This is a genomic window from Roseomonas nitratireducens (assembly GCF_017813355.1).
GTDB classification, from domain to species: Bacteria; Pseudomonadota; Alphaproteobacteria; order Acetobacterales; family Acetobacteraceae; genus Neoroseomonas; species Neoroseomonas nitratireducens.
Genome location: NZ_JAGIYZ010000017.1, coordinates 1 through 24,070 on the forward strand (window position 1 = coordinate 1; position 24,070 = coordinate 24,070).

The 24,070-nt window shown below is 72.2% G+C and carries 26 protein-coding genes; 18 read left to right on the plus strand and 8 right to left on the minus strand.

What is annotated here, in order from left to right; translation table 11 throughout:
• From J5Y09_RS16690 to J5Y09_RS16705, 4 genes are all read right to left on the minus strand, one after another.
• On the minus strand, positions 1 to 992 hold a 992-nt coding region (locus J5Y09_RS16690), incomplete at its 3' end, for an NAD(P)/FAD-dependent oxidoreductase (RefSeq protein WP_209352954.1).
• On the minus strand, positions 989 to 1,285 hold the full coding sequence (locus tag J5Y09_RS16695; protein ID WP_209352955.1) for a (2Fe-2S)-binding protein: 297 nt from the start codon (positions 1,283 to 1,285) through the stop codon (positions 989 to 991). The genes J5Y09_RS16695 and J5Y09_RS16690, both read right to left, overlap by 4 nt.
• Positions 1,266 to 2,387 carry an NAD(P)/FAD-dependent oxidoreductase gene (locus tag J5Y09_RS16700; RefSeq protein ID WP_209352956.1) on the minus strand — a complete coding sequence of 374 codons (1,122 nt, stop codon included), beginning with the start codon at positions 2,385 to 2,387 and terminating at the stop codon, positions 1,266 to 1,268. The genes J5Y09_RS16695 and J5Y09_RS16700 overlap by 20 nt, the downstream gene beginning before the upstream one ends.
• Positions 2,384 to 2,998 (minus strand): glutathione S-transferase family protein, encoded by a 615-nt coding sequence (locus tag J5Y09_RS16705; protein ID WP_245217194.1) that lies wholly within the window; start codon positions 2,996 to 2,998, stop codon positions 2,384 to 2,386. Before J5Y09_RS16705 ends, J5Y09_RS16700 begins: the two co-directional genes overlap by 4 nt.
• 102 nt (positions 2,999 to 3,100) lie before the next feature.
• On the opposite strand from J5Y09_RS16705, the gene J5Y09_RS16710 reads away from it, so the two are divergent.
• Both J5Y09_RS16710 and J5Y09_RS16715 read left to right on the plus strand, forming a co-directional pair.
• A complete protein-coding gene (locus J5Y09_RS16710) occupies positions 3,101 to 4,438 on the plus strand; it encodes an aspartate aminotransferase family protein (RefSeq protein ID WP_209352957.1) in 1,338 nt (445 codons plus the stop codon).
• A complete protein-coding gene (locus J5Y09_RS16715; RefSeq protein WP_209352958.1) occupies positions 4,438 to 4,944 on the plus strand; it encodes a phage tail protein in 507 nt (168 codons plus the stop codon). Before J5Y09_RS16710 ends, J5Y09_RS16715 begins: the two co-directional genes overlap by 1 nt.
• Positions 4,945 to 4,948: 4 nt before the next feature.
• On the opposite strand, the gene J5Y09_RS16720 is transcribed toward J5Y09_RS16715, so the two are convergent.
• Positions 4,949 to 5,698 carry an SDR family oxidoreductase gene (locus tag J5Y09_RS16720; RefSeq protein WP_209352959.1) on the minus strand — a complete coding sequence of 250 codons (750 nt, stop codon included), beginning with the start codon at positions 5,696 to 5,698 and terminating at the stop codon, positions 4,949 to 4,951.
• A 109-nt stretch (positions 5,699 to 5,807) separates the two neighbouring features.
• On the opposite strand from J5Y09_RS16720, the gene J5Y09_RS16725 reads away from it, so the two are divergent.
• The 5 genes from J5Y09_RS16725 to J5Y09_RS16745 all read left to right on the plus strand — a co-directional run bounded on the left by J5Y09_RS16725 (position 5,808) and on the right by J5Y09_RS16745 (position 11,276).
• Positions 5,808 to 7,199 carry an amidase gene (locus J5Y09_RS16725; protein ID WP_209352960.1) on the plus strand — a complete coding sequence of 464 codons (1,392 nt, stop codon included), beginning with the start codon at positions 5,808 to 5,810 and terminating at the stop codon, positions 7,197 to 7,199.
• Positions 7,200 to 7,216: 17 nt separating this feature from the next.
• Positions 7,217 to 7,999 carry an enoyl-CoA hydratase-related protein gene (locus J5Y09_RS16730; protein ID WP_209352961.1) on the plus strand — a complete coding sequence of 261 codons (783 nt, stop codon included), beginning with the start codon at positions 7,217 to 7,219 and terminating at the stop codon, positions 7,997 to 7,999.
• Between the two features lie 5 nt (positions 8,000 to 8,004).
• Complete coding sequence (locus tag J5Y09_RS16735) at positions 8,005 to 8,877, plus strand: SDR family oxidoreductase (RefSeq protein WP_209352962.1); 873 nt, start codon at positions 8,005 to 8,007, stop codon at positions 8,875 to 8,877.
• An 82-nt stretch (positions 8,878 to 8,959) separates the two neighbouring features.
• Positions 8,960 to 10,072 carry an LLM class flavin-dependent oxidoreductase gene (locus tag J5Y09_RS16740; RefSeq protein ID WP_209352963.1) on the plus strand — a complete coding sequence of 371 codons (1,113 nt, stop codon included), beginning with the start codon at positions 8,960 to 8,962 and terminating at the stop codon, positions 10,070 to 10,072.
• 55 nt (positions 10,073 to 10,127) lie between these two features.
• On the plus strand, positions 10,128 to 11,276 hold the full coding sequence (locus tag J5Y09_RS16745) for an iron-containing alcohol dehydrogenase (protein ID WP_209352964.1): 1,149 nt from the start codon (positions 10,128 to 10,130) through the stop codon (positions 11,274 to 11,276).
• Here the strand turns inward: J5Y09_RS16745 and J5Y09_RS16750 are convergent.
• A complete protein-coding gene (locus J5Y09_RS16750) occupies positions 11,273 to 12,514 on the minus strand; it encodes an NAD(P)/FAD-dependent oxidoreductase (RefSeq protein WP_209352965.1) in 1,242 nt (413 codons plus the stop codon). The two genes, J5Y09_RS16745 and J5Y09_RS16750, sit on opposite strands and share 4 nt — an antisense overlap.
• Before the next feature lie 102 nt (positions 12,515 to 12,616).
• Between J5Y09_RS16750 and J5Y09_RS16755 the strand changes: the two genes are divergently transcribed.
• From J5Y09_RS16755 to J5Y09_RS16765, 3 genes are read left to right on the plus strand one after another with little or no spacing between them, the layout of a single operon-like run.
• Positions 12,617 to 13,498 carry a TauD/TfdA dioxygenase family protein gene (locus tag J5Y09_RS16755; RefSeq protein WP_209352966.1) on the plus strand — a complete coding sequence of 294 codons (882 nt, stop codon included), beginning with the start codon at positions 12,617 to 12,619 and terminating at the stop codon, positions 13,496 to 13,498.
• Positions 13,495 to 14,394, plus strand: coding sequence for a fumarylacetoacetate hydrolase family protein (locus J5Y09_RS16760; protein WP_209352967.1), 900 nt, complete (start codon positions 13,495 to 13,497; stop codon positions 14,392 to 14,394). The genes J5Y09_RS16755 and J5Y09_RS16760 overlap by 4 nt, the downstream gene beginning before the upstream one ends.
• Before the next feature lie 22 nt (positions 14,395 to 14,416).
• Positions 14,417 to 15,403: a Bug family tripartite tricarboxylate transporter substrate binding protein gene (locus tag J5Y09_RS16765; protein ID WP_209352968.1), complete on the plus strand. Its 987-nt coding sequence runs from the start codon at positions 14,417 to 14,419 to the stop codon at positions 15,401 to 15,403.
• A 30-nt stretch (positions 15,404 to 15,433) separates the two neighbouring features.
• On the opposite strand, the gene J5Y09_RS16770 is transcribed toward J5Y09_RS16765, so the two are convergent.
• Positions 15,434 to 15,811: a nuclear transport factor 2 family protein gene (locus J5Y09_RS16770; RefSeq protein WP_209352969.1), complete on the minus strand. Its 378-nt coding sequence runs from the start codon at positions 15,809 to 15,811 to the stop codon at positions 15,434 to 15,436.
• A gap of 101 nt (positions 15,812 to 15,912) precedes the next feature.
• Here J5Y09_RS16770 and J5Y09_RS16775 point away from each other — a divergent pair, with 101 nt between their 5' ends.
• Genes J5Y09_RS16775 through J5Y09_RS16785 form a run of 3 tightly spaced genes read left to right on the plus strand, consistent with a single transcriptional unit; the run spans position 15,913 to position 18,498 of the window.
• Positions 15,913 to 16,884, plus strand: a complete 972-nt coding sequence (locus J5Y09_RS16775) for a tripartite tricarboxylate transporter substrate binding protein (RefSeq protein WP_209352970.1) — start codon at positions 15,913 to 15,915, stop codon at positions 16,882 to 16,884.
• Between the two features lie 10 nt (positions 16,885 to 16,894).
• Entirely contained in the window at positions 16,895 to 17,776 is an 882-nt protein-coding gene (locus tag J5Y09_RS16780; RefSeq protein WP_209352971.1) for an isocitrate lyase/PEP mutase family protein, read from the plus strand.
• Complete coding sequence (locus J5Y09_RS16785) at positions 17,773 to 18,498, plus strand: haloacid dehalogenase type II (RefSeq protein ID WP_209352972.1); 726 nt, start codon at positions 17,773 to 17,775, stop codon at positions 18,496 to 18,498. The genes J5Y09_RS16780 and J5Y09_RS16785 overlap by 4 nt, the downstream gene beginning before the upstream one ends.
• On the opposite strand, the gene J5Y09_RS16790 is transcribed toward J5Y09_RS16785, so the two are convergent.
• Positions 18,499 to 19,482, minus strand: coding sequence for a Bug family tripartite tricarboxylate transporter substrate binding protein (locus tag J5Y09_RS16790; RefSeq protein WP_209352973.1), 984 nt, complete (start codon positions 19,480 to 19,482; stop codon positions 18,499 to 18,501).
• Between the two features lie 113 nt (positions 19,483 to 19,595).
• Here J5Y09_RS16790 and J5Y09_RS16795 point away from each other — a divergent pair, with 113 nt between their 5' ends.
• The 5 genes from J5Y09_RS16795 to J5Y09_RS16815 all read left to right on the plus strand — a co-directional run bounded on the left by J5Y09_RS16795 (position 19,596) and on the right by J5Y09_RS16815 (position 24,063).
• Complete coding sequence (locus J5Y09_RS16795; RefSeq protein ID WP_209352974.1) at positions 19,596 to 20,315, plus strand: DUF1028 domain-containing protein; 720 nt, start codon at positions 19,596 to 19,598, stop codon at positions 20,313 to 20,315.
• Positions 20,316 to 20,372: 57 nt separating this feature from the next.
• Positions 20,373 to 21,449: a tartrate dehydrogenase gene (locus tag J5Y09_RS16800; RefSeq protein WP_209352975.1), complete on the plus strand. Its 1,077-nt coding sequence runs from the start codon at positions 20,373 to 20,375 to the stop codon at positions 21,447 to 21,449.
• 82 nt (positions 21,450 to 21,531) lie between these two features.
• Complete coding sequence (locus J5Y09_RS16805; RefSeq protein ID WP_209352976.1) at positions 21,532 to 22,515, plus strand: ABC transporter substrate-binding protein; 984 nt, start codon at positions 21,532 to 21,534, stop codon at positions 22,513 to 22,515.
• Positions 22,512 to 23,282, plus strand: a complete 771-nt coding sequence (locus J5Y09_RS16810; RefSeq protein ID WP_209352977.1) for an ABC transporter ATP-binding protein — start codon at positions 22,512 to 22,514, stop codon at positions 23,280 to 23,282. The genes J5Y09_RS16805 and J5Y09_RS16810 overlap by 4 nt, the downstream gene beginning before the upstream one ends.
• Positions 23,263 to 24,063: an ABC transporter permease gene (locus tag J5Y09_RS16815; RefSeq protein WP_342451495.1), complete on the plus strand. Its 801-nt coding sequence runs from the start codon at positions 23,263 to 23,265 to the stop codon at positions 24,061 to 24,063. The genes J5Y09_RS16810 and J5Y09_RS16815 overlap by 20 nt, the downstream gene beginning before the upstream one ends.
• Positions 24,064 to 24,070: the final 7 nt, after the last annotated feature.

Genomic DNA, 24,070 nt, shown 5'->3' on the forward strand with positions numbered 1-24,070 from the left:
CGGTCCGCCGGCGTGATGGCGCCGAGCCGCGCCGCGGCGTCGAGCGCGGCGAGCCGCCCCGACGCGAAGGCCGCTTCCCAGCCGCCGATGCCCGCCCCGTCGCCGGCGACCGCGACGCGCGGGTCGCTCGTTGCGCCGAAGGCATCCACGGCCGGGCGCCAGCAGGACTGCGCCGTGTCCCAGGCATGATCCAGGCCGATGGCGCGGGAGACATGGGTGGAGGGGATCACCCCCTCATGCAGCAGCAGCGTGTCGCAGGGCGCGCTGGCGCCCTGCCAGGCGACGCGAGCGACGCGGCCCTCCCCTTCCGCGCGGAGGCCGCGCACGCCGCGGATCACGCGCACGCCGAGCCGCCGCGCCTCGGCCATCAGTGCCAGGCCCTTGGCGATCAGGCCGCGCCCGGCGATCAGGCCGCCCCCCGCGCGGGCCAGCGCGGCCGCGACCGACATACGCCGCGTCTCCAGCACCAGCGGCGCCGCCCCGGCGCGCGCCAGCTGCACGGCCAGCAGCCACAGCAGCGGCCCCTGGCCCGCCAACACGGTCGCGCCGGACGGCACCAGGCCCCCGGTCTTGAGGAGGATCTGCGCCGCGCCCGCGGTCATCACGCCGGGCAACGTCCAGCCCGGGATCGGCACCGGCCTTTCCTGCGCGCCCGTCGCGAGCAGCACGCGCCGCGCGCGGACCTCCGAGCAGCCATCGGCGTCGGCGAGGCTGAGCAGCCCTTCCGCCGGGTCGAGGTGCCACAGCACGGTGGCGGGCCGGTAGGTCGCCCCGCTCGCGCGGAAGGCGGCGACCAGGGACAGGCCGGGCGCGATCTCCGGCGCCACGGCGGGATCGCGCGCGGCCGCCTCGGCGGCGCGGAACACCTGGCCGCCGGGGGCCGCGTTCTCGTCGATGACGAGCACGGACAGGCCATGGGCGCTCGCTTCCGCCGCGGCGGCCATCCCCGCCGGGCCCGCGCCGACGATGGCGAGGTCGTATTCGGGGCTCATGCCCCGGATTCCCGCGCGCCGTGCTGGCGGGCGATGCGCATGCCGGGGGCGACCGGCACCATGCAGGCCTGGCGGTTCGGCACGCCGTCGATGGTGGCGAGGCAGTCGAAGCAGACGCCCATCTGGCAGAGCGGCAGGCGCGGGCTTCCGGTGACCGGCGTTTCCCGGATGGCGTCCAGGCCCGCGAGCAGCACGGCGGCGGCCGCGCTGGCCCCCTCGGGGACCAGGATCTCCGCCCCCTCCACGATCACCGGGATCGTGGCCGGGCGCGCATCAGGCCGCGCGCGGAACATCGAAGCGCCTCGCGGTGAAGGGGTCGAGCATGGGGTCGAGCGCGCCGGCCGCGATCATCGGCGCGAGCATCCGCGCATGCGCGCCGGCCAGCGTCACGCCGGAATGGCAATTGGCGGTGAAGGCGCCGGGGAAACGTTCCGACTGGTCGTAGATGGGCAGCCCGTCCGGGGCCATGACGCGCAGCGCCGACCACGCACGGACGATCGAAAGGTCGCCGACCCAGGGGAAGGACAGCGCGGCGCGGCGGGCGATCTCGGCCATCACGGGGGGCGACTGGCGGATGTCGAAGCCGACCTCCTCCATGCTGTCGCCGAGCATGATCGTCCCTTCCCCCGTCTGCCGCACCGTGGTGGTGGGCATGGGCAGGACGGGCCGCGCGCGTTCCGTCACCAGCACCTGGCCGCGCTGCGGGCGGACGGGGGCGGCAAGGCCGAAGCGCGGCGCGAGTTCCGCATTGCCGAGCCCGGCGGCGAGCACGATGCGCGGCGCGGCGAAGGCGCCGGCCGGCGTCTCGACGCCGAAGTCATGCGGCGCGGCGGTGGCGGCGGTGACCTTCGCTTCCGGCACATAGGCGCCGCCCTGCGCGACGAAGGCGCGGTGCAGCGCCTGCAGCAGGGCAAGCGGGCTGGCGTGGCCGTCGTAAGGCGTGAAGGAGGCGCCGACGACGGAAGGGCCGAGGCCCGGGAGCATGTCCCGCAATTCGGGCGCACGGATCATGCGGTAGTCGAAGCCGTGGTTGCCGGCTTCGGCCTGCATCCGCGCCATGCGGCCGGCCCGGTCCTCGAATTCCTCCTCGCTCAGGCAGAGATGCACGCCGCCGGGCTGCTGGAGCGCGAGGTCCAGCCCCGTCCGCGTGGCGAGGTCCGCGGCCAGCGCCGGCCATTCCCCGGCCGAACCGCGCGTCCAGCGCTGGTACCAGGGCGCGCCGAGCCCCTTCGATTGCACCCAGACGAGGCCGAAATTCCCGCGGGAGGCGCGATGGGCGATGTCGCCCTCGTCCAGCAGCACCGTATCGAGCCCGTGGTCGCGCAGGCCGAGCGCGATGGCGGCACCCACCAGCCCGCCGCCGATTACGATCGCGTCGCTCCGCCGGGGGTTCATGCCGCCGCCTTGCGCGGCAGCGTCACGATGCCCGGCAGCGCGGCGAGGCGCGCCACCCAGGCCGCGACGCCGGGCCAGCGCGAAAGGTCGAAGCCGCCCTCATCCGCCACATGCGTGTAGGCGAAGAGCGCCAGGTCCGCGATCGTCGGGCCCGCATCGGTCAGCCAGTCATGCACGGCGAGGCGATGTTCCATCGCATCCAGCGCGCGGGCCCCGCCCTCGTCGCAGCGCTTCAGCCGATCGGCTTCCTGCGCGGCCGTGCCGAGATAGGCGCGGATGTTGCGGGCGACGGCGATGTAGGGCTCGTGGCTGTACTGCTCGAAGAACAGCCATTCCATCACGCGGGTGCGCGGCAGGCCCGGGGCGGGCAGCCATGGTGTGCCTTCGGCGACATGCAGCAGGATCGCGTTCGATTCCACGATCACCGTGCCGTCGTCGAGTTCCAGCACCGGCACCTTGCCGAAGGGGTTGCGGCGGAGGAATTCGGGGCTGCGCGTCTCCCCGCCATTGGTGTCGACCTCCACCCAGCGGAACGGGGTGCCGGTCAGGCGCAGGATCTGCGCGACCTTCCAGCAATTGCCGGAAGGCGCCATGCCGTAGACGGTTGCCATGGCCCGAGGCTAGCCCCGGCCGTCGCCGCGGCGAAGCCCCTTTCCCGTTGACGCCCCCGCGCTGGGGCGCGAGCCTTCCGCGCCGCTGCCAGGGAGGCCCCGATGAGCCCGCTCGATGCCCCGCGCGATCCGCGCAACAGCGACCTGGAGGCCGCGCTGATCGAGGCGCGGGAGGCCTATTCCGCCGCCCGCCCGAAGAGCGCGGCGATCCACGCCAAGGCGCGGGACGTGCTGGCCGGCGGCAACACCCGCACGGTGCTGTTCTACACCCCCTTCCCCACCGCGATGGTGCGCGGGGAGGGCGCGCGGGTGTGGGATGCGGATGGGCGCGAGTATCTCGATTTCTGCGGCGAGTACACGGCGGGCCTGTTCGGGCATTCGGAGACGCGAATCCTCGATGCCGTGAAGGCGGCGATGGATCGCGGCATCAACCTCGCCGCCGTGGGCGAGAACGAAGGCAAGCTCGCCGCGCTGATCTGCGGGCGCTTCCCGTCCGTCGAGCAGGTGCGCTTCACCAATTCGGGCACCGAGGCGAACATCATGGCGCTGGCCGGCGCCCGCGGCTTCACCGGGCGGACGGAAGTGCTGGCCTTCCGCGGCGGCTACCATGGCGGCGTCTTCACCTTCCCCGTCGGCGTGCCGACATCGCCGGTGAACCTGCCCATCCCGATGCGCTTCGCGGACTACAACGACGCGGCGGGTGCCGCGCGCGCGATCCGCGAGGCGGGCGACGCGCTGGCCGCCGTGATCGTGGAGCCGATGCAGGGATCCGCCGGCTGCATCCCCGCGACGCGGGAGTTACTCCAGGCGCTGCGCGACGCGACCAACGAAGCCGGCGCGCTGCTGATCTTCGACGAGGTCATGACGAGCCGCCACGGCTTTGGCGGGCTGCAGCAGCGCCTGGGCATCACGCCGGACATGACGACCTTCGGGAAGTACATGGCGGGCGGCATGTCCTTCGGCGCCTTCGGCGGGCGGCGCGACGTGATGGCGATGTTCGACGGGCACCGGCCGGGCGCGATGCCCCATGCCGGCACCTTCAACAACAACGTGCTGTCCATGGCCGCCGGCTGCGTCGCCCTGGGCGAGATTTTTGGCGCCGCCGAGGCCGAGGCGCTCTTCGCGCGCGGGGAAGCGCTCAAGGCCGCGCTCAACGCCGCCTGCGCGAAGCATGGCGTGGCGATGCACTTCACGGGTGCCGGATCCATGCTTAGTCCGCATTTCCGGCGCGGCCCCATCACCGCGCCCTACAAGGCGACGGTGGAGGAGGAGCAGATGCGGGAGCTGTTCTTCTTCGACATGCTCGCCGCGGGCCTCTATCTCGCGCGGCGCGGCATGGTCGCGCTGATGCTGCCGGTGACGGAGGCCGATTGCGCCCGCTTCGTCGCGGCGGTGGAGGAGTTCTGCGCCGCGCGCAGGCCCGTGCTGGCGCCCGGCTGATGCCGCCCTTCAGCGTCAACCCGGGCCGCGTCGATCCCTACAAGGCGCATCGGTTCCGGGTGGTGTGGGACGGCAGGCCGGTGGCGGGCATCAGCCGTCTCAGCGGCCTGGCGCGCAGCACGGAGGTGGTGCTGCACCGCGACGGCGGCGACGCCAACGCGCTCCGCAAATCGCCGGGGCTGACGCGCTTCGAACCCATCACGCTCGAGCGCGGCATCACCCACGACGCCGAATTCGAGGCCTGGGCGAACCGCGTCCATGCCGCGGGGCGGGAGATGGCGCTCGGCGACTTCCGCAAGGACATCCGGATCGAGCTGATGAACGAGGCCGGGCAGATCGTGATGGCCTGGATGGTGTTCCGCTGCTGGCCGTCCCGCTACGCCCCGCTGCCCGAGCTCGACGCCAACGCGAACCTCGTTGCGATCGAGACCCTGGTGCTGGAGCATGAGGGCTGGGAGCGCGACACGGCGGTGCAGGAACCCGCCGAGCCGCGCGGCGCGGACTGACGCGCTACCGCCCGCCGCCCACCGGCAGGCAGGCCCCCGTGACGTAGGAGGCGGCGTCGGAGGCGAGGAACAGGATGCATTCCGCTACCTCCTCCGCCCGCCCGGCGCGGCCCATGGGCACGCCGGGCGCGAGCCGCCCGACGCGGTCCGGCTGGCCCGAGGCGGCATGGATCTCGGTGTCGATCAGGCCCGGGTTCACGGCGTTCACCCGCATCCCCTCCTGCGCCACTTCGCGCGAAAGGCCGATGGTCAGGCTGTCGACCGCGCCCTTGCTCGCCGCGTAGTGGATCCACTCCCCGCCGCTGCCGAGTTCCGAGGCGCGGGAGGACACGTTCACGATCACGCCGCCCGCCCCGCCGCGCTTCGTGGACATCCGCCGCACCGCTTCCCGGCAGGACAGCGCGAGGCCGATCACGTTCGGATCGAAGACGCCGCGCCAATCCGCCTCGGTCGTATCGGCGAGAAGGATCTTTCCGCCCGTGATGCCGGCATTGTTCACCACGGCGTCGATGCGGCCGAATTCCCGCTGCGTGGCGTCGTAGGCGGCGAGGATGTCGGCCTCCTTCGCCGCGTCGCCCGGCAGCAGCAGCACGCGCGCGCCGGCGGCGCGGCAGGCGGCGGCCGTCTCCTCCGCCCGCGCGGCCTGGCTGCGATAGGTCAGCGCGAGGTCCCAGCCGCGCGCGGCGGCGAGGCGTGCCGTCGCCGCGCCGATGCCGCGCGTGCCGCCCGTGATGAACATGACCTTGCGCGCCATGGCGTCCCCTTCCCGTGTCGTCATCGCGCATCATCGGCGCGTCGCGCGCCCTGGCAAGCCTGGACGCTGCCCGGCGCGCGGGCGAGCATGCCGCCCGAGGAGACGCGCCATGGATTATTCGCCCGAGACCTTTCGCCCCCTGACCTTCCACGATGCGCGGACCGCCTTCCGCGACGGGTCGGACACGCCGCGCGCCTATCTGGAGCGCTGCCTGGCCACCATCGCCGCGCGGGAGCCCGAGGTGCGCGCCTTCGCCAGCCTGAACGAGGAGGGCGCGCGCGCCGCCGCCGACGCCAGCACGGAACGCTGGCGCGCGGGTGCGCCGCTCTCGTCCATCGACGGCATGCCGATCGGCATCAAGGACCTGCTGGAAACCCGCGACCTGCCGACCGAGATGGGCAGCGCCTTCTACAGAGGGAGTCGGCCGGGGCGGGATTCGGCGCTGGTGCAGGCGCTGCGCCAGGCGGGCGCGGTGATCGTCGGCAAGACGGTCACGACGGAACTCGGCATGTCCCATCCGGGACCGACGCGGCATCCCTTCGACCTGCGACGGACGCCGGGCGGCTCCTCCTCCGGCTCCGGCGCCGTTATCAGCGCGCGCATGCTGCCGGCGGCGATCGGCACGCAGGTGCTGGGCAGCGTGATCCGCCCGGCCTCCTTCAACGCCAACTGGGCGCTGAAGCCGACCCAGGGCGGGATCAACCGCGGCGAGAGGCAGGGCTTCTCGCAGTCCACCGTCGGCATCCATGCCGGCTGCGCCGAGGATATGTGGCAGGTGGCGGTCGAGATCGTGAAGCGCGTCGGCGGCGATCCCGGCGCGCCGGGGCTGTACTTCACCGCGGAGGATCCGCCGCCCGCGCTCCGGCCCAGGCGCCTCGCGGTGCTCGAGACCGAAGGCTGGCCGCTCGCGGAGCCCAAGGCCATCGCGGCCTTCGAGAAGGCGCTCGACGCGCTGCGCGCGCAGGGCGTCGCCATCCTGCGCCGCGGCGACCATCCGCTGCTGGAGGCGCTGGAACAGCGCGTGCTGGGCGCGATGGCGCTCGCCACCGATGTCTGCGCCTATGAAAGCGCCTGGTCGGTCGCGAACATGATGGCGAAGAACCCGGATGCGCTGAGCGAGAGCCTGAAGGCGCGCTTCGAGCTCGGCTGTTCCGTGACCCTGCCGCAATACCGCGCGCGGCTGCTTCAGCGGGAGGAGATGCGCGCCGCCCAGGCCGCGCTGGCCGGCGAGATCGATGCCTTCATCGGCCTGCCCGCCTGCGGCCCGGCGCCGCTGCCGGGGGATACCGGCGGCTCGACCAACCGGATCCTCCACACCACGGGCAATCCGATCATGAACACCGCCTCCTCCGGCCTTGGCTGCCCGGTCGTGACGGTGCCGCGCATGGCGGTGGAGGGCATGCCCCTCGGCATCGCGGTGACGACGCAGCCGCACCAGGATGAACGCGCGATCGCGATTGCGCGCTGGATCGAGGCGGCCGTTCCGCCGATCATGGTCTGAAGGAAGCGGAGGACGCCATGAGCGAGATCGAGGTCACCGACGATGCCGGGCTGCGCACCATCCGCATCGCCCGGCCGGAGAAGAAGAACGCCCTGACGCGCGGCATGTACGCGGCGATGGCCGCGGCGCTGCGCGACGCCGCGGGCGCATCCGCCGTGCGCGCGGTGCTGATCACCGGCGGGACGGAGTGCTTCACCTCGGGCAACGACGTGGGCGACTTCAAGGCGCGCGGGGGGGAGGCCGCGGACGTGCCCTCCCCCGCGCGGGAATTCCTCGCCGCGCTGCGCGCCTGCCCCAAGCCGGTGGTGGCGGCCGTTGCGGGCTACGCGGTAGGCATCGGCACCACGATGCTGCTGCATTGCGACTTCGTCTATGCGGCGGAAGGCGCGGTGTTCCGCATGCCCTTCGTCGATCTCGGCCTGTGCCCGGAAGGCGGGTCCTCCCTGCTGATCCCGCAGCGCGGCGGGCAGTTGCTGGCGAACGAACTGCTGATGCTGGGCGACGCCTTCCCGCCGGCCACCGCGCTGCGCGCGGGCATCGTCAATGCGGTGGTCCCCGTCGCCGAGCTGATGGCGACGTCCGAAGGCGTCGCGCGCAGGCTGGCCGCCAAGCCGCCCGCCGCCATGGCCACCACCAAGCGCCTGCTGCGCCAGGCGGGCGAGGATGCGCTGTCCGCCCACATGACCGAGGAATTCGCCCGCTTCGGCGCTCTGCTGCGCGGGCCCGAGGCGGCGGAAGCCGTCGCCGCCTTCCAGGAAAAGCGCAAGCCGGACTTCAGCCGCTTCCTCGCGGCGGAATAGCGCGCATGTTCCGCGACGGGCTGTTCGACGGCGCCCGCGTGCTCGTGACCGGCGGCGGCACGGGCCTCGGGCGCATGATGGCGGAGCGGATGCTCTCCCTTGGCGCCGCGGTCGAGATCTGGGGCCGGCGCGGCGAGGTGGTGGCCGCCACCGCCGCCGAGATGAACGCGCGGCACCCGGGGCGCGCCCATGCCCGCGCGGTCGACATCAAGGACCCGGAGGCGGTGGAAGCCGCCGTCGCCGCCATGTGGGCGGAAGGACGGCCGGCGACGCACCTGATCAACAACGCCGCCGGCAACTTCGTCAGCCGGACGGAGGACCTCTCCCACCGCGCCTTCCACGCCATCGCCGACATCGTCTTCCACGGCACCTTCCAGGTGACGCAGGCGCTGGGCAGGCGCTGGATCCGCGAGAGGACGGGCGGCGCGGTGGTGTCGATCATCGTCACCTGGGTGCGCACCGGCGCGCCCTTCGTCGTGCCCTCGGCCATGTCCAAGGCGGGGATCGACGCGATGACGAAGTCGCTCGCGGTGGAATGGGGGCGGCACGGCATCCGGCTCAACGCCATCGCGCCCGGCCTGATCCCGACCGAGGGCATGCTGGCGCGGCTCCGTCCCGGGGAGAACAGCCCGGAGCAGCGCGCCGCCGGGACGAACCCGATGAAGCGGATCGGCACGCCGCAGGATATCGGCGACCTCGCCGCCTTCCTGCTTTCCCCCATCTGGATCAACGGGGAGACGATCGCGCTCGATGGCGGCAACTGGCTGACGGCGGGCGGCGGCTTCCAGGACTACCTCGCCTGGACCGACGAGGATTGGGCCGCGGCGCGCGCGCGCATCCAGGCGCGCAACGCCGCCGACAAGGCGCAGCGCGGCTGAGACTTTCGCTTTTGGGTTGCATGCTGCACCGCACCGGATCGATGCTGCCTCCAACGAAAAGAGTTGGAGGAGGAAGCGACCGATGGAATTCGGCTATTTCGCCATGCCGTCCCACCCGCCCGAGCGTGGCCTCAAGGAAGGGCACGACTGGGATCTCCAGGTGCTCCGCTGGCTGGATGAGATGGGCTTCACCGAAGCCTGGATCGGCGAGCACCACACTGCCCCCTGGGAACCGCACCCCTCGCCCGACCTGCTGATCGCGCAGGCGCTGCTGCAGACCAAGCGTCTGCGCATCGGGCCCGGCGGTTTCCTGCTGCCCTACCACCACCCCGCCGAGCTCGCGAACCGCGTCGCGATGCTCGACCACCTCAGCGAAGGCAGGCTCAATTTCGGCGTGGCGGCGAGCGGCCTGCCATCCGACTGGGCCATGTTCAACGTGGACGGCATGTCCGGGGCCAACCGCGACATGACGCGGGAAGCGCTCGACATCATCCTCCGCCTCTGGACCGAGGACGAGCCCTTCCACCACGAAGGCAAGTTCTGGAAGGTGGACAAGCCGGGCACGATGTTCGGCTTCCTCAAGCCGCACATCAAGCCGTTCCAGAAGCCGCATCCGCCGATCGGCGTCGCCGGCCTGTCGAAGAATTCCGACACGTTGAAGCTGGCGGGGGAGAAGGGCTTCCTGCCGCTCTCGCTCAACCTGAACCCGGCCTATGTCTCCTCCCACTGGGACAGCGTCGAGGCCGGTGCGCGCAAATCCGGCCGCACGCCCTGGCGCGGCGACTGGCGCCTGGTGCGGGAGGTCTTAGTCGCCGAGACCGACGAGGAAGCCTGGCGGATGTCCGTCGGATCGCACATGGGCCGCATGATGGGGGAATACTTCCTCCAGCTGCTCGCCCAGTTCGGCTTCAAGGACTACCTGAAGCACGATCCGTCCGTGCCTGATTCCGACGTCACGGTCGAATACTGCGCGAAGCACAACTGGATCGTCGGCAGCCCGTCCACGGTCGCCGAGAAGCTCGAGCGCATCTACCACGAGGTCGGCGGCTTCGGTCAGCTGCTCGTCTTCGGCTTCGACTACATGGAAAGCGCGGAGGCGTGGAAGACCTCGCTCGGCCTGCTGCAGAACGAGGTGCTGCCCAAGGTGAAGCACCTGGTGCCGCAGCGCCAGGCGGCGCTGGCCGCCGCGCAGTAGTTGCCGCGGCCGCGGCCGCGCCGCATCCTCCCCGCGCATCGAGGGGAGGACGGCGATGGCCGCGAGCCTGCACCAATGGCCAGCCCAGGGCCGCGTCCATCACGGCGCGGACCTGGCCGACGCGCTGCCGCGCGAAGTGGCCGACGCCGCGCGCGTCGTGCTGGTCATGACGCGCTCGCTGGCCGGCGGCGCGCTCGCGAACCGCGCGGCGGAGGCGATCGGCCCGCGCCTCGTTGCCACCTTCTCGGCCATGCGCGCGCACAGCCCGGTCGAGGACGTGCTCGCCCTCGCCGCGCTGCTGCGGGAGGCCGAGGCCGATCTCGTCGTCGCCCTCGGCGGCGGGTCGGTGATCGATGGGTCGAAGGTCGCCTGCCTCGCGGTCTGGCGCGGCATCGTGGAGGCCGGATCGCTGATCGCCGCGGCGGCCTCGCGCGGCGCGGCACCCGGCAACTGGGACGGCGCGCCCCCCACGCCACGGATCGTCGCGGTGCCGACGACGCTTTCGGCCGCCGAATTCGCCCCGCATGCGGGCTACACGGATCTCGCGGCGGGGCGGAAGCATCGCGCGCTCGACCCCTGGATGGTGCCGCGCGCGGTCATCCTCGACCCGGCGGCGACGGCCGAGACGCCGGCTGAGTTGCTGCTGTCCTCCGGAATCCGTGCCTTCGACCACGCGGCGGAACGCTGGTGCTCCACCGCGCCCTCCCCCTTCTCCGACGCCGTCTCCCGCCAGGCGATGCTGATGCTCGCGGACGCGCTGCCGCGAATCCGGCGGCACCCGGAGGATCTCGCCGCGCGCGGCGCCGCGCAGCAGGCGGCCTGGCTGTCCGTGATGGGCGGCTGGGCCGGCGTGCCGGTCGGCGCGAGCCACGGCATCGGCTACATCCTGGGCGCGGCGCGCGGCGTGCCGCACGGCGTCACCTCGTGCCTGATGCTGCACGCAGTGATGCGCTGGAACGCCCCTGTAAACGAGCAGCGCCAGCGCGACATCGCGCATCTGCTGGGGGCCGAGGAAGCCGGCCCGGCGATCGAGGCTTTCGTCAGAAGCCTCGGCCTGCCGACGCGGCTGTCCGAACAGGGCATCGGGGCGGAGGACATCCCCGACCTCGCCGCGCGCTGGACGGGGGATGCGCCGATCGCGACCAACCCGCGCCCGGTGCGCGACGTGCAGGACGTGGCGGCGATCCTGCGCCTCGCGGCCTAGAACCGTTCCGCCGAAAAGGGCGCGAAGTCGAAGTTCGGATTGTCGCCGGCGATTGCCTGCGCGAGCACCGCACCCGTCGGCGCGGATCCGGTGACGCCCAGGTGCCCGTGGCCGAAGGCGCACCAGATGCCGTCCCAGGTCTTGAGCGGCCCCAGGCAGGGCACGCTGTCCGGCAGGCAGGGGCGGTGGCCCATCCAGGATGTCGCGCCGTCGGTGTTCACCTCGGGGAAGACGGCGCGCAGGTCGCCCAGCAGCAGCCGTGCCCGTGTCTCGTTCGGCGGCGCGTCGAGGCCGGCGATCTCCACCGAGCCCGCGACGCGCAGCCCGTCCTCCATCGGCGAGATGAACACCTTGCGATCGGCGGGCGAGAGGATGCGCCCCGGCGTGACGCCGGCCGCCGGCAGCATCATGTGGTAGCCGCGCTGGGTCTCGAGCGGCACCTGGATGCCGAGCGGTGCGAGCAGGCGGGCCGACCAGGCGCCGGCCGCGAGCACCACGATGTCGGCCGGGACATCCGCCGCCTCGGTCGCCACGCCGCGCACCCGGCGGCCGTCGAGCAGGATCCGCCGCGCCTCCCCGCCGCGGATCTCGCCGCCCATCCGGCGCACGCCGTCGGCAACCACCCGCGCCAGCCGCGCCGGGTTCACGCAGGACCCATGGTCGGGCAGGAAGACCGCGCGGGTATAGGCCGGCGCGACAGCGGGTTCGAGCGCCGCGAGCCCGGCGCGGTCCAGCACCTCCATCCGCAGCCCGTGGCGGCGGCGCAGTTCGAGCCCCGCCGCGTCCTTCGCCATCTGCGCGTCGTCGCGGTACAGGTACATCTGCCCCTGCTCGCGGATCAGGTCGGTCGCGCCCTCGGCGAGCAGGATCTCCCGATGCCGCTCCGGCGCGCTGAACAGCAGGGAGCCGAGTGCCGCCGCCGCCGCCTCGACCTTCGGCCGCTGCGCGGAGAGCACGAAGCGCGCGAGCCACGGCACGGCGCGCAGCCAGTAGCGGGCGGGGATGTGCAGCGCGCCCGCGGGGTCCATCAGCATCTGCGGCACCTGGCGCAGCACGCCGGGCATGGCGAGCGGCGCGACTGAGCCGTGGCTGATCGCCCCGGCATTGCCGGTGGTGGCGGCGTGCGGCCGGGCAGCGTCCAGCACCAGGGGGGCGAGGCCGCGGCGCGCCAGGTGCCAGGCGACGCAGAGGCCGACAATGCCGCCGCCAAGGACGACGATCCGGGGCTTCGTTTCCATGCCGCCATGCTGGCGCAGCCCCGCGCACCGGGGAAGCCGCCGCGTTGACGGGGCGCGGCCCGCATCGCACCTTCCCGGCCAAGAAGACCGAGGAGCGTCGCGATGCGGATCACCCCGAACAATGCCGGGCTCGGCGCGCGCGTGGAGGATATCGACCTCTCGCGCGAGCTGTCGGCCGGCGATTTCAAGACCGTGCTGCGCGCGCTCGGCCAGTACGGTGTGCTGTGCTTCCCGGCGCAGGACCTCGATGCCCCCGCGCTGTCCGCCTTCGGCAGCCGCTTCGGCGAGCTCGAGGTGAACGTCGCCAACCTGTTCCATGCGGAAGGGCATCCGGAAGTGATGCACCTGTCCAACATGAAGGACGCGAACGGCAAGCCGCTCGGCCTGTCGGATGCCGGCCAGGGCTGGCACACGGACATGTCCTATTCGAAGGAGATCGCGCTCGCGAACGTGCTGCACGCCAAGCGCGTGCCGCGGCGCAATGGCCGCGTCCTGGGCTGCACGCAGTTCCGCAACATGCACGCGGCCTATGACGACCTGCCGGCGGAGGTGAAGGCGCGCATCGCGGGCCGCACCGCGATCCACGACTTCGAGAAGTTCTGGGACATGATGCGCATCCGCCCCGGTTCGATCCGCGGGCCGCTGACGCCCGAGCAGCGCGCCAAGAAGCCGCCCGTCTCCCAACCCCTGGTGCGCATCCACCCGATCACGGGCCGGCCGGTGCTCTACTGCAATTCCGGCTACGCCATGTATGTCGAGGGGATGGAGCGGGCCGAGAGCGACGCGCTGCTCGACTACCTGTTCCGCCACCAGGCGCAAGAAAAATACCTCTACAGCCACGAATGGACCGAGGGCGACGTGCTGATGTGGGACAACATCGGCACCATCCACAACGCCGTCGCCGACTACGGCCCGGACGAGCACCGCTTCATCCTGCGCGTGCAGGTGATGGCGAACCTCGACTACGGGGCACTCGCGGCATGAGGCTCGTCACGGTCGAGGGGCCCGCGCTCGGCGGGCTGGTCGGGGAGGAGGTCGCGCTGCTGCGCCCGGCGCTGGCGGCGGCGATGCGCGCGGGCGGGGAGGATCCGGCCGGCGCGGCCATCATCCCCGACGACATGGTCGCGCTGATCGCGAACGAGGCGGCGATGGTCGCGGCCGGCCGCGCCATCGCCTTCGCCGCGCGGGCGGAGAACGCGGCGCTGCGGTCGCCGCTCTCCGCGGCCCGCCTTCTCGCGCCGCTGAAACCCGGAAAGATCCTCGGCATCGGGCGCAACTACGGTGACCACGCGAAGGAAGTGGGCGGGCCGAAGCTCGAGGCGCCGCGCATCTTCATGAAGCCCGCATCCTCCGTCATCGGCCCGGGCGCCGTGGTGCGCATCCCGCCCGCCGTGAAGAAGCCGGATTGGGAGGCGGAACTGGGCGTCGTCATCGGCCGCCGCGCGAAGGAGGTGGACGAGCAGACCGCGCTCGACCACGTCGCCGGCTACACGGTGCTGGACGATGTCAGCGCACGGGAATTCCAGTTCGACGTGCCGCTCGCCATGACCTCCTTCGCCAAGGGCATGGACGGCTTCTGCCCGATGGGCCCCTGCCTCGCCACGGCGGACGAGGTGGGCGAGCCCTGGGCGCTCGACATCCGCTGCTGGCTGAACGGGGAGGAGGTGCAGCACGGCAACACGCGCGACCTGATCTTCCCCGTGCCCGCGCTGATCGCCTTCATCAGCCGCTACATGACACTCGAGCCGGGCGACGTGATCGCCACGGGCACGCCCGCCGGCGTCGGCCATTTCCGCGACCCGCCGCGCTACCTTCAGCCGGGCGACGTGCTGCGCATGGAAGTCGAGCGCGTCGGCGTGCTGGAACATTCCATCGGATAACGAGACACCGGGAGGATACGACATGCTTAAGAGGACGCTCCTCGGCGCCGCGCTCGCGCTCGCCGCCCTGCCCGCGCTGGCGCAGCCGCGCGCGCCGGGGACGGATTATCCGAACCGGCCGGTGCGCGTCGTCGTGGCGCTCGCGCCGGGCGGCAATGCGGACATCAACGCGCGGCTCGTCTCCGGCGCGCTCTCCGCCCGGCTCGGCCAGCAATTCGTGGTCGAGAACCGTCCCTCCGGCGGCGGCACCGTCGCCTTCGAGACCGTCGCGCAGACGCCGCCGGACGGCTACACGCTGCTGGTCGGCGCGCTTGGATCCCACACGCTGAATGTCGGGCTCTATGGCGAGCGGCTGCGCGTGCATCCGCTGACCGGCGTGGACCACATCACCATCTCCAGCCATTCGGCGATCGTGCTGGTGGTGAACAACAACTTCCCAGCCCGAACGCTGGCCGAGTTCCGGGCGCAGCTGCTCGCCAACCCGAACCGCTTCGACTTCGGCTCCTCCGGCAACGGCACCACGGGCCACATCGCCGCGGCGCTGATGCTGCACCTGATGGGCGTGCAGGCGCAGCACGTGCCCTATCGCGGGTCCGCCGCGGCCTTCCAGGACCTGCTGGGGGGGCGCATCTCCTTCCAGGCCGACACCATCTCCTTCGTCAGCGAGCCGATCCGCACCGGCGCGGTGCGCGGCCTGGTCATCGCGACGCCGCAGCGCTCCCCCATGGCGCCCGACGTGCCGACGGCGGCGGAAGCGGGGCTGCCGGCCTTCCAGGCGACGACCTGGACGCCGTGGTCCACCACCCTCGGCACGCCCGCGCCGATCCGCCAGTTCCTGTACGAGCAGATCGCCGAGGTGCTGAAGCAGCCGGACGTCCGCGACCGGCTCATCGCGCTGGGCAACACGATCCCGGAGGGCATGACGCCCGATGCGACGCGCGCCTTCATCGCCTCGGAGATCGACAAGTGGGTGCCGATCGTCCGTGCCTCCGGCGCGCGCGTCGACTGAAGCGGGGCGGGGCGGCCGCGCGCCGCCCCCCTACTCCCGCACGTCCGTGCGGAACACCTTGCTGACGATCTTCCAGCCCTGCTGCGTCTTCAGGAACACCAGGTAGTCGGTGAAGTAGCGCGGCGGGATCTGGCAGGCGACCTTGGCCATCGCCGTCTCGGGCCCGGACTGGTCGAGCATCAGGATCCGGTCGTCGCGCGCCAGGCCCTTGGCCTTCGGGTTCTCGCGCGAGCGGACCCATTCGAACCACTGTTCCCGCGGCAGGTCCTGCACCACCCCGTCCTTGTCGGAATAGAGATGCGCGCAGGGATGGAAGGCGGCGTCGAGCTTGGCGGTGTCCCCTTCGTGCAGGCCGTCGAAATAGGTCTGCAGCACGGCTTCGATGGCGGCGAGGTCGCTGGCGGGCATGGGCGTTCCCCTGGGTTGCGTGGGGCGCATCCTGGCGCGGAAGCCGGGGCGTTTACAGGGGCGGCGTGCCGGGGGAATGTCGCGCCCAGGGAGAAACCGCCATGACCCTTCGCCGCCGCCCGCTGCTGTTCGCCGCCGCCGCCCTCGCCGCGCCGGCGCCGCTCGCCGCGCAGGGCGCGCCCTGGCCGCAGCGCCCGGTGCGGCTCATCGTCCCCTATGCCGCGAGCGGCGGGACGGACATCCTCGCCCGCGCGACGGCCGAGGCGCTGCGCCCCGCCCTGCCCCACCCGATCATCGTCGAGAATCGCGCGGGTGCCGCCGGCGTGGTGGGGTCGGAAGTCGTCGCGCGCGCGGAACCGGATGGGCACACGCTGCTCATGGTGGTCTCGACGCATGTGATGAACCGCTACCACCTGCCATCCATGCCTTTCGATCCGATCCGCGACTTCTCGCCCATCGCGATGCTGACGCGGAACACGATGGTGCTCGTGGCCGGCGCGAACCAGCCCTTCGACAGCCTGCGCGCCATGGTCGAGCACGCGAAGCGCAACCCGGGCCGCGTTGGCACCGGCAGTACGGAGGCGCTGTCCTCCTTCATCGGCCAGGAACTCGCGCGCCGGGCGGGCGTGGACATGCCCGACGTCGCCTACCGCTCCGGCGGGCAGTTGATGAACGATATCGTCGCGGGCCACCTGCCGACCGGCTGGACCAGCACCGTCAGCGCCATGCCGCATATCGGCACGGGGCGGGTGCGCGTCCTCGCCGTCTCGACCGGCACGCGCACACCCTATTTCCCGGATGCGCCGACCGCGGCGGAACAGGGCGTGACCGACTTCGACCTCTCCGGCTGGGTGGCGCTGCTGGGCCCGCCGCGCATGGATCCTGCGCTGGTGGCGACGATCGGCGGCGCGGTCCAGCGCGCCTTCGACGATGCCGCCTTCCAGCAGCGCCTCGTCGCCCTCGGCGTCGAGCGCGACTTCCGCCCGCCCGCCGCGCTGCTCGAAGCGATGCAGCGCGACGACCGCATCTGGGCCGCCGCCGCGCAGGCCGGCCACATCCGTCCGCAGCAGTAGGAACCGCACCATGGCGAACCCCGCCCTCCGCAAGGCCTTCCAGGCGAAGCGATTCATCGTCGCGCCCGGCATCTTCGACATGATCTCGGCCAAGGTGGCCGACGGCATGGGCTTCGACTGCCTCTACGGCACCGGCTTCGGCACCGTGGCCTCGCACCTGGGCGTGGCCGATGCGGGCATCGCGACCTACAGCGACATGGTCACGCGCATGGGCCAGATGGCGCGCGGCGTGAAGACGCCGATGATCGCCGATGCCGACACCGGCTATGGCGGCCTGCTGAACGTGCGCCACACAGTCCTGGGCTACGAGGCCGCCGGCATCTCGGGCATCCAGCTCGAGGACCAGGAGATGCCCAAGAAGTGCGGCCACACCCCCGGCCGCCGCGTCATCCCCGCCGAGGAGATGGTGCTCAAGATCAAGGTCGCGGCCGAGGCACGGCAGAGCCCCGACTTCCTGATCGTCGCGCGCACCGACGCGCGCACCACCCTTGGGCTCGAGGAAGCGATCCGCCGCGGCCGCATGTTCGGCGATGCCGGCGCCGACATCGTCTTCATCGAAAGCCCCGAGAGCGAGGAGGAGATGCGCGCGATCGGCAAGGCCATCGACAAGCCGCTGCTCGCCAACATGGTCGAGGGCGGCCGCACGCCGCTGCTGCCGGCGGCGAAGCTGGCCGAGATCGGCTACGCCATCGCGATCTACCCGGCCGTTGGCTTCCTCGCCATGGCGGCCGCGATGGAGCGTGTCTACGGCCACCTGAAGCAGCATGGCGACAGCATCGCGCTCGGCGAATCCTACGGCTTCAAGCGCATGACGGAACTGATGGGCTTTCCGGAGGTCTGGGACTTCGAGAAGCGCTGGGCGCAGCCCGAGCCGGCGAAGGCCGCGGAATGAGCGCGCTCCCTGGCGTGAAGGCGCTCGTCTTCGACGTGTTCGGCACCGTCGTCGACTGGCGCAGCGGCATCGCGCGGGATGCGCGAACCTTCCTCGCCCGCCATGGCCGCGCGGAGATCGACCCGGCGGCCTTCGCCGATGCCTGGCGCCGGCGCTACCAGCCGGCGATGGAGGAGGTGCGCACGGGCCGCCGCCCCTTCACCCGACTCGACGTGCTGCATCGGGAGAACCTGGACGGCGTGCTGCGCGACCACGGCATCGACCCCGGCGGCATCGCCGCGGCCGAGCTCGACTGGCTGAACCGCGCCTGGCATCGGCTCGACCCCTGGCCGGACACGATCCCGGGGCTGATCCGCCTGAAGGCGCGCCACTTCATCGCCCCGCTGTCGAACGGCAACATCCTGCTGCTGGCCAACATGGCCAAGCGCGCGGGCATCCCGTGGGATGCGATCCTCGGCGCGGAGGTCGCGCAGGCCTACAAGCCGCAGCCGGAAGCCTATCTGCGCACGGCGGAGGTGCTGGGCCTAGCTCCGGGCGAGGTCGCGCTGGTCGCGGCGCACAATGGCGACCTCGCCGCGGCGCGGAAGGCGGGGCTCAAGACCGCCTTCGTGCTTCGGCCGACCGAGCACGGGCCGGCACAGTCGACCGACACGCGCGCGGAAGCGGATTGGGAGGCGGTCGCGTCCTCCTTCGAGGATCTCGCCGACCGCCTCGCCTGCTGATCACTCCGCGCGGATGTTTCCGTCGCGGATCACGGGCGTCCACTTGGCGATGTCGCCGGCGACCAGGGCGGCGAAGTCCGCCGGGCTGCCGGCGATGACTTCCGCCGCCTGCCGCGTCTCGACCGCGGACTTCACCTCCGCATTGGTGATGATGGCGCGGAACACCGCGTTGATGCGCGCGGCGAGCGCGGGGTCCATCCCCGCCGGGGCGCTGATGCCGTGCCAGGTCATCGCCTCGAAGCCCTCGTAGCGCGCGGACACGGCGGGCACGCCGGGCAGCGCCGGCACCGGGCGCGGCGTGCCGATGGCGATGGCGCGCACCTTCTCCTCCCGCACGAAGGGCAGCGCGGTGGAGACCGAGGGGAAGCTGAACGCGGTCTCGTTGGCGATGACGCTGCGCAGCACGTCCGCGCCGCTGCGGTAATGCACCGCGGTGAACTTCACGCCCGCCCGCCGCGCGAGCAGCTCGGCCGCCAGGTGGCTGACATGGCCCACGCCGGGCGAGGCATAGGTGATCCCGTCCGCCCGCGCGCGCGCCTGGGCGACGAGGTCGTCGAGGGTCCGCACCGGGCTCGTCGCCGGCACGATGATGACGATCGGCAGGTTCACCAGGTGGATGATCGGCGTGAAGGCCGTCGCCGGGTCGTAGGCGAGGCCCGGCTGCAGCACCCTGCCGATCGCGTTGGCGCCGACATCGGCCATCATCAGCGTGTAGCCGTCCGGGCGCGCCTGCGCGACCGCCTGCCCGGCGATCGTGCCGCCGGCGCCGGACCGGTTCTCGACCACCAGGGTCTGGCCGTTGGCGTGCGCCCCGAAGGCGTTGCCCACGATGCGCGACAGCGTATCGACCGCGCCGCCGGCCCCGAAGGGCACGACGAGGCGCACCTGACGCTCGGGCCAGGCGGCATCGGCGCGGACAAGGCCCGGCATGGCGAAGGCGCCGGCCAGGCCGGCGAGCGTGCGGCGGGTGACGGTGGGCGTCATGGCGTGGATCCTCCCGGGGTCGGCATTTGCCGTCACATCTGCCCGCGCCCCCCCGGCTGTCAACATGCCGTCGCGCGTGCAGGATGGCGCCCCAGCCCGGAGAGAGCCCGCCCATGACCTGGTCCATCGTCGCCCGCGATCCCGACACCGGCGCCTACGCGGTCGCCGTCACCACCTGCAACCTCGCGGTCGGCGCCAGCTGCCCCTTCCTCCAGACCGGGGTTGGCGCCGTATCGACCCAGTCGATGAGCAACCGCTACCTCGGCCCCGTCGTGCTGGCGGGGATGGCGCGCGGGCTCTCGGCGCAGCTGGCGCTCGATAGCGCACTGGCGGGCGACGAAGGGCGCGGCCTGCGGCAGATCCACGCGGTGGACGCGCAGGGCCGCGTCGCCGCCTTCACGGGTGCGAACTGCGTCGAATGGTGCGGCAGCGTGGCGGGGGACGGCTTTTCCGTCGCCGGCAACATGCTGGCGAATGGCGATGTCGTCGCGCGCACGGCCGATGTCTTCGCCGCGCGCCGCGACCTGCCCCTGCCCGAGCGGCTGATGGAGGCGCTGCACGCCGGCCAGGCCGCCGGCGGCGACCGGCGCGGCAGGCAGTCCGCCGCGCTCGTCGTCACCACGACCGAGGATTTCCCCGACATCAACCTGCGGGTGGACGACCATGCCGAGCCGCTGGTCGAACTCTCCCGCCTGCTCGCGCTCTGGCGCGTGCAGGCCGAGCCGAGCCAGCACACCCGCCCTTCCCGCGCCAATCCCGCGGGGCTGACGGACCTCGACGCGATCGAGGCGGGGTGGAAGGCGCGCGGCCTCGACATCCGCTTCCGCCGCTGAGGGGCTTGCGCACGGCCGGAACAGGCGGCACCCAGGCACCGAGCGAAGGAGACGCCCATGCGCACCCACAGGATCGCCGCCCTCGGTGGCGACGGCATCGGACCCGAGGTCATCGCGGCGGGCTGCCGCGTGCTGGAAGCGACCGCCAAGGCGCAGGGCGGCTTCGCCCTGACCTTCCAGGACTTCGACTGGGGCAGCGAGATGTACCGCCGCACCGGGCGGATGATGCCGGCGGATGGGCTGAAGCAGCTGGAAGGCTTCGACGCCATCTTCTTCGGCGCCGTCGGCGCGCCGGACATCCCGGACCACATCACGCTGTGGGAATTGCGGCTGGCCATCTGCCAGGGCTTCGACCAGTACGCGAATGTCCGCCCGACGCGGCTGCTGCCCGGCGTGCGCGGCCCGCTGCGGGAGGACCTCGGCAGGCAGATCGACTGGGTGATCGTGCGGGAGAACTCCGAGGGCGAGTATGCCGGCGTCGGCGGCCGTGCCCATCGCGGCCTGCCGATCGAGGTGGCGATGGATGTCGCCGTCTTCACGCGTGAGGGCGTGGCGCGCATCTGTCGCCACGCCTGCGAGATCGCCATGTCGCGGCCCCGCAAGCACCTGACCGTCGTCACCAAGTCCAACGCCCAGCGCCATGGCATGGTGATGTGGGACGAGGTCTGCGCCGAGGTTACCGCCCAGTACCCCGCGCTGACGGTCGAGAAGATGCTCGTCGACGCCATGACCGCGCGCATGGTGATGAAGCCCGGCACGGTCGACACCATCGTCGCGACCAACCTGCATGCCGACATCCTGTCCGACCTTGCGTCCGCGCTGGCGGGCTCGCTCGGCATCGGCGCCACGGGGAACATCGACCCGCAGCGCCGGCGGCCCTCGATGTTCGAGCCGATCCACGGCTCGGCCTTCGACATCACCGGCAAGGGCATCGCCAATCCGCTCGGGTCCTTCTGGACCGCCTGCATGATGCTCGAGCATCTGGGCGAGGCGCCGGCCGCCCAGCGCCTGATGCGGGCGGTGGAGGCGGTGACCGCGCGAGGCGACGTGCTGACGCCCGACTTGGGCGGCACGGCGACCACCGCGCAGGTCACGGATGCGGTGATCGCGGCGCTGTCCGGCGCCAACGCGTAGCGGCTTGCGCCCCGGCGCGTTTCGTCGTCTGCTCCCTGCCTGGGACTACGCCGCGCGGCAGAAACGAACAGGGAGACGGACGATGATGCGCCTTCGCATCGCGGCCGGGCTGTTCGCGCTCGCGGCTTCCGCAGCGCAGCCCGCTCGCGCGCAGGACAGGGTCCTGCTGCAGCTGGATTGGATCCCCACGGGCGAGCATGCCGCCTATTTCTCCGGCGCCGCGCGCGGCGCCTGGCGGGAACACGGCATCGACCTGCAACTGACGCGCGGCTACGGCTCGGGCGACACGGTCAACAAGGTGGCCGCGGGCACCGCGGCCTTCGGCGTGGCCGACATCAGCGCGGTCATGGCGGCGCGCGCCCGGCAGAACACGCCGGTGCGGGCGATCATGCAGGTCTACACGCACTCGCCGCACTCGCTCTTCGTGCTCCGGTCCTCCGGCATCACGAGCTTCCAGGGCCTGGAAGGGCGGCGCATCGGCATCACGCCGGGCAATTCGCATCGCCTGTACTTCCCCGAGGTCGCGCGCCGCGCCGGCACCAACCCCGACCGCATCCAGTGGGTGAACACGGATGCCTCCGCCATGGCGGCGCTGCTGATCAGCCGCCGGCTGGATGCAGCACCCTTCTTCGCCATCCACCACTACTACCAGAACAAGGCGGCGCAGCGGGCGGGCGAGGAGATCGTGGTGCTGCCCTTCGTCGAGACGGGCTTCGCCATCTACGCCACCACGCTGATGACGACGGACGAAGTCATCCAGCGCAACCCGGACCTGGTCCGCCGCTTCCTGCGCGGCGCGGCGAGCGCCTTCACCTGGGCGAACGCGAACCAGGAACAGGCCTGCCGGGCGCATGTGCAGCGCAACCCGGAGGTCGAGCTCGACGACTGCCAGGGCTCGCTGCGAGCGACCATGTCCTACGTCTTCAACGACCACCAGCGGCAGACGGGGCTTGGGCGGCAGGATCCGGCGCGGCTGCGCTTCACCTGGGAACAGGTGGCGGCGTCGCAGCAGCTCGATGCCGGCTGGAACTACGCGCAGTCCGTCGACCTGTCCTTCCTGCCGTGATCCGGTTCGAGCGGATCGGCAAGACCTTCCGCGGCCGCGATGGCGCGGCCGTGGAGGCGCTGCGCGACGTCTCGATGGACATCGGCGAAGGCGAGTTCGTCGCCATCGTCGGCGCCTCGGGCTGCGGCAAGTCAACGCTGCTGCGCCTTGCCGCCGGGCTGGTGCCGGCCAGCGGCGGCACCGTCAGCATCGATGGCAGCGCCGTCACCTCGCCGCGGGCGGAAACCGCCATGGTCTTCCAGGCAGCGACGCTGCTGCCCTGGGCCGACGTGCTGCGCAACGTGACCTTCCCGCTGCGCCTGATGAAACGCGTCGCGCCGGACACCGAGGACAAGGCCCGCGCCCTGCTCGCCACGGCGGGGCTCGCCGGCTTCGAATCCCGCCTGCCGCGCGAGCTTTCGGGCGGCATGCAGCAGCGCGTCGCGATCTGCCGCGCGCTGCTGCAGGAACCCCGCCTGCTGCTGATGGACGAGCCCTTCGGCGCGCTCGACGCCCTGACGCGGGAGGAGATGTCGATCGAGCTCCTCCGCCTCTGGGCCGCGCGGCGCATGGCGGTGCTGTTCGTCACGCATTCGATCCCGGAGGCGGTGCTGCTCGCCGACCGGGTCGTCGTCATGTCCCCGCGGCCCGGCCGCATCGTGGACGTGGTGGAGGTGAACCTCCCCCGCCCGCGCTCATTCGACCAGGAGGGCACCGATGAGTTCCAGCGCTGCGCCCGCCGGATCCGCGACCACATCTTCGGCAACCGTGCCGCCCGCGCGGCGTGAGAGGCTTGCGCGGCTGAAGGCCGCGCTGCCCGCCTGGATCGCGGTGATCGGCCTGTTCCTGGCCTGGGAAGGCGCGGTGCGCTTCTTCGGCATCCGGGAATTCCTGCTGCCCGCGCCCTCGGCCATTTGGACGGCGACCCTGTCGGTCTGGCCGACGGTGCTGGCCCATACGGGCAGCACGCTGCTGACCGTGCTGCTCGGCTTCACCGCCTCGGTGCTCGTCAGCCTGCCGCTGGCGATGCTGATCGCATCGTCGCGGGCCATCTCGGCGGCGATCTACCCGCTGCTGGTGGTCACGCAGTCGATCCCGAAGGTGGCGCTCGCGCCGATCCTGATCGTGGCCCTCGGCGCGAACGAGGTGCCGCGGGTGATCGTGACCTTCCTCGTGGCCTTCTTCCCGCTGGTGGTCGCCTCCGTCGCCGGGCTGCTCGCGACGCCGCCGGAGCTGATCGAGCTCGGCCGCGCCTGCCGCGCGGGACGGATGCAGGAATTGCTGCGCATCCGCCTGCCCTTCGCCGTGCCCTTCGTCTTCGGCGGGCTCAAGGTGGCGGCGGCGCTCTCGGTGGTCGGCGCGGTGGTGGCGGAATTCGTCGGCGCCGATGCGGGGCTCGGCTACCTGATCCAGACCTCCATGGCCTTCTTCCGCACGCCGCTCGCCTTCAGCGCCGTCGTCATCCTCGCCATCATGGGCATCGTCCTGTTCCAGGCCGTGTCGATGCTAGAGCGCATCCTGTTCCCCTGGTCGAGCGGCGCCGAGAATTCCGCCCCGCCTTCCGCCTGAGACGAGA

What these genes read in the sequence shown, in the direction of transcription:
- J5Y09_RS16695 (WP_209352955.1), bottom strand. Translation starts at nt 1,285, where the DNA reads ATGTTCCGCGCGCGGCCTGATGCGCGCCCGGCCACGATCCCGGTGATC.
- J5Y09_RS16700 (WP_209352956.1), bottom strand. Translation starts at nt 2,387, where the DNA reads ATGAACCCCCGGCGGAGCGACGCGATCGTAATCGGCGGCGGGCTGGTG.
- J5Y09_RS16705 (WP_245217194.1), bottom strand. Translation starts at nt 2,998, where the DNA reads ATGGCAACCGTCTACGGCATGGCGCCTTCCGGCAATTGCTGGAAGGTC.
- J5Y09_RS16710 (WP_209352957.1), top strand. Translation starts at nt 3,101, where the DNA reads ATGAGCCCGCTCGATGCCCCGCGCGATCCGCGCAACAGCGACCTGGAG.
- J5Y09_RS16715 (WP_209352958.1), top strand. Translation starts at nt 4,438, where the DNA reads ATGCCGCCCTTCAGCGTCAACCCGGGCCGCGTCGATCCCTACAAGGCG.
- J5Y09_RS16720 (WP_209352959.1), bottom strand. Translation starts at nt 5,698, where the DNA reads ATGGCGCGCAAGGTCATGTTCATCACGGGCGGCACGCGCGGCATCGGC.
- J5Y09_RS16725 (WP_209352960.1), top strand. Translation starts at nt 5,808, where the DNA reads ATGGATTATTCGCCCGAGACCTTTCGCCCCCTGACCTTCCACGATGCG.
- J5Y09_RS16730 (WP_209352961.1), top strand. Translation starts at nt 7,217, where the DNA reads ATGAGCGAGATCGAGGTCACCGACGATGCCGGGCTGCGCACCATCCGC.
- J5Y09_RS16735 (WP_209352962.1), top strand. Translation starts at nt 8,005, where the DNA reads ATGTTCCGCGACGGGCTGTTCGACGGCGCCCGCGTGCTCGTGACCGGC.
- J5Y09_RS16740 (WP_209352963.1), top strand. Translation starts at nt 8,960, where the DNA reads ATGGAATTCGGCTATTTCGCCATGCCGTCCCACCCGCCCGAGCGTGGC.
- J5Y09_RS16745 (WP_209352964.1), top strand. Translation starts at nt 10,128, where the DNA reads ATGGCCGCGAGCCTGCACCAATGGCCAGCCCAGGGCCGCGTCCATCAC.
- J5Y09_RS16750 (WP_209352965.1), bottom strand. Translation starts at nt 12,514, where the DNA reads ATGGAAACGAAGCCCCGGATCGTCGTCCTTGGCGGCGGCATTGTCGGC.
- J5Y09_RS16755 (WP_209352966.1), top strand. Translation starts at nt 12,617, where the DNA reads ATGCGGATCACCCCGAACAATGCCGGGCTCGGCGCGCGCGTGGAGGAT.
- J5Y09_RS16760 (WP_209352967.1), top strand. Translation starts at nt 13,495, where the DNA reads ATGAGGCTCGTCACGGTCGAGGGGCCCGCGCTCGGCGGGCTGGTCGGG.
- J5Y09_RS16765 (WP_209352968.1), top strand. Translation starts at nt 14,417, where the DNA reads ATGCTTAAGAGGACGCTCCTCGGCGCCGCGCTCGCGCTCGCCGCCCTG.
- J5Y09_RS16770 (WP_209352969.1), bottom strand. Translation starts at nt 15,811, where the DNA reads ATGCCCGCCAGCGACCTCGCCGCCATCGAAGCCGTGCTGCAGACCTAT.
- J5Y09_RS16775 (WP_209352970.1), top strand. Translation starts at nt 15,913, where the DNA reads ATGACCCTTCGCCGCCGCCCGCTGCTGTTCGCCGCCGCCGCCCTCGCC.
- J5Y09_RS16780 (WP_209352971.1), top strand. Translation starts at nt 16,895, where the DNA reads ATGGCGAACCCCGCCCTCCGCAAGGCCTTCCAGGCGAAGCGATTCATC.
- J5Y09_RS16785 (WP_209352972.1), top strand. Translation starts at nt 17,773, where the DNA reads ATGAGCGCGCTCCCTGGCGTGAAGGCGCTCGTCTTCGACGTGTTCGGC.
- J5Y09_RS16790 (WP_209352973.1), bottom strand. Translation starts at nt 19,482, where the DNA reads ATGACGCCCACCGTCACCCGCCGCACGCTCGCCGGCCTGGCCGGCGCC.
- J5Y09_RS16795 (WP_209352974.1), top strand. Translation starts at nt 19,596, where the DNA reads ATGACCTGGTCCATCGTCGCCCGCGATCCCGACACCGGCGCCTACGCG.
- J5Y09_RS16800 (WP_209352975.1), top strand. Translation starts at nt 20,373, where the DNA reads ATGCGCACCCACAGGATCGCCGCCCTCGGTGGCGACGGCATCGGACCC.
- J5Y09_RS16805 (WP_209352976.1), top strand. Translation starts at nt 21,532, where the DNA reads ATGATGCGCCTTCGCATCGCGGCCGGGCTGTTCGCGCTCGCGGCTTCC.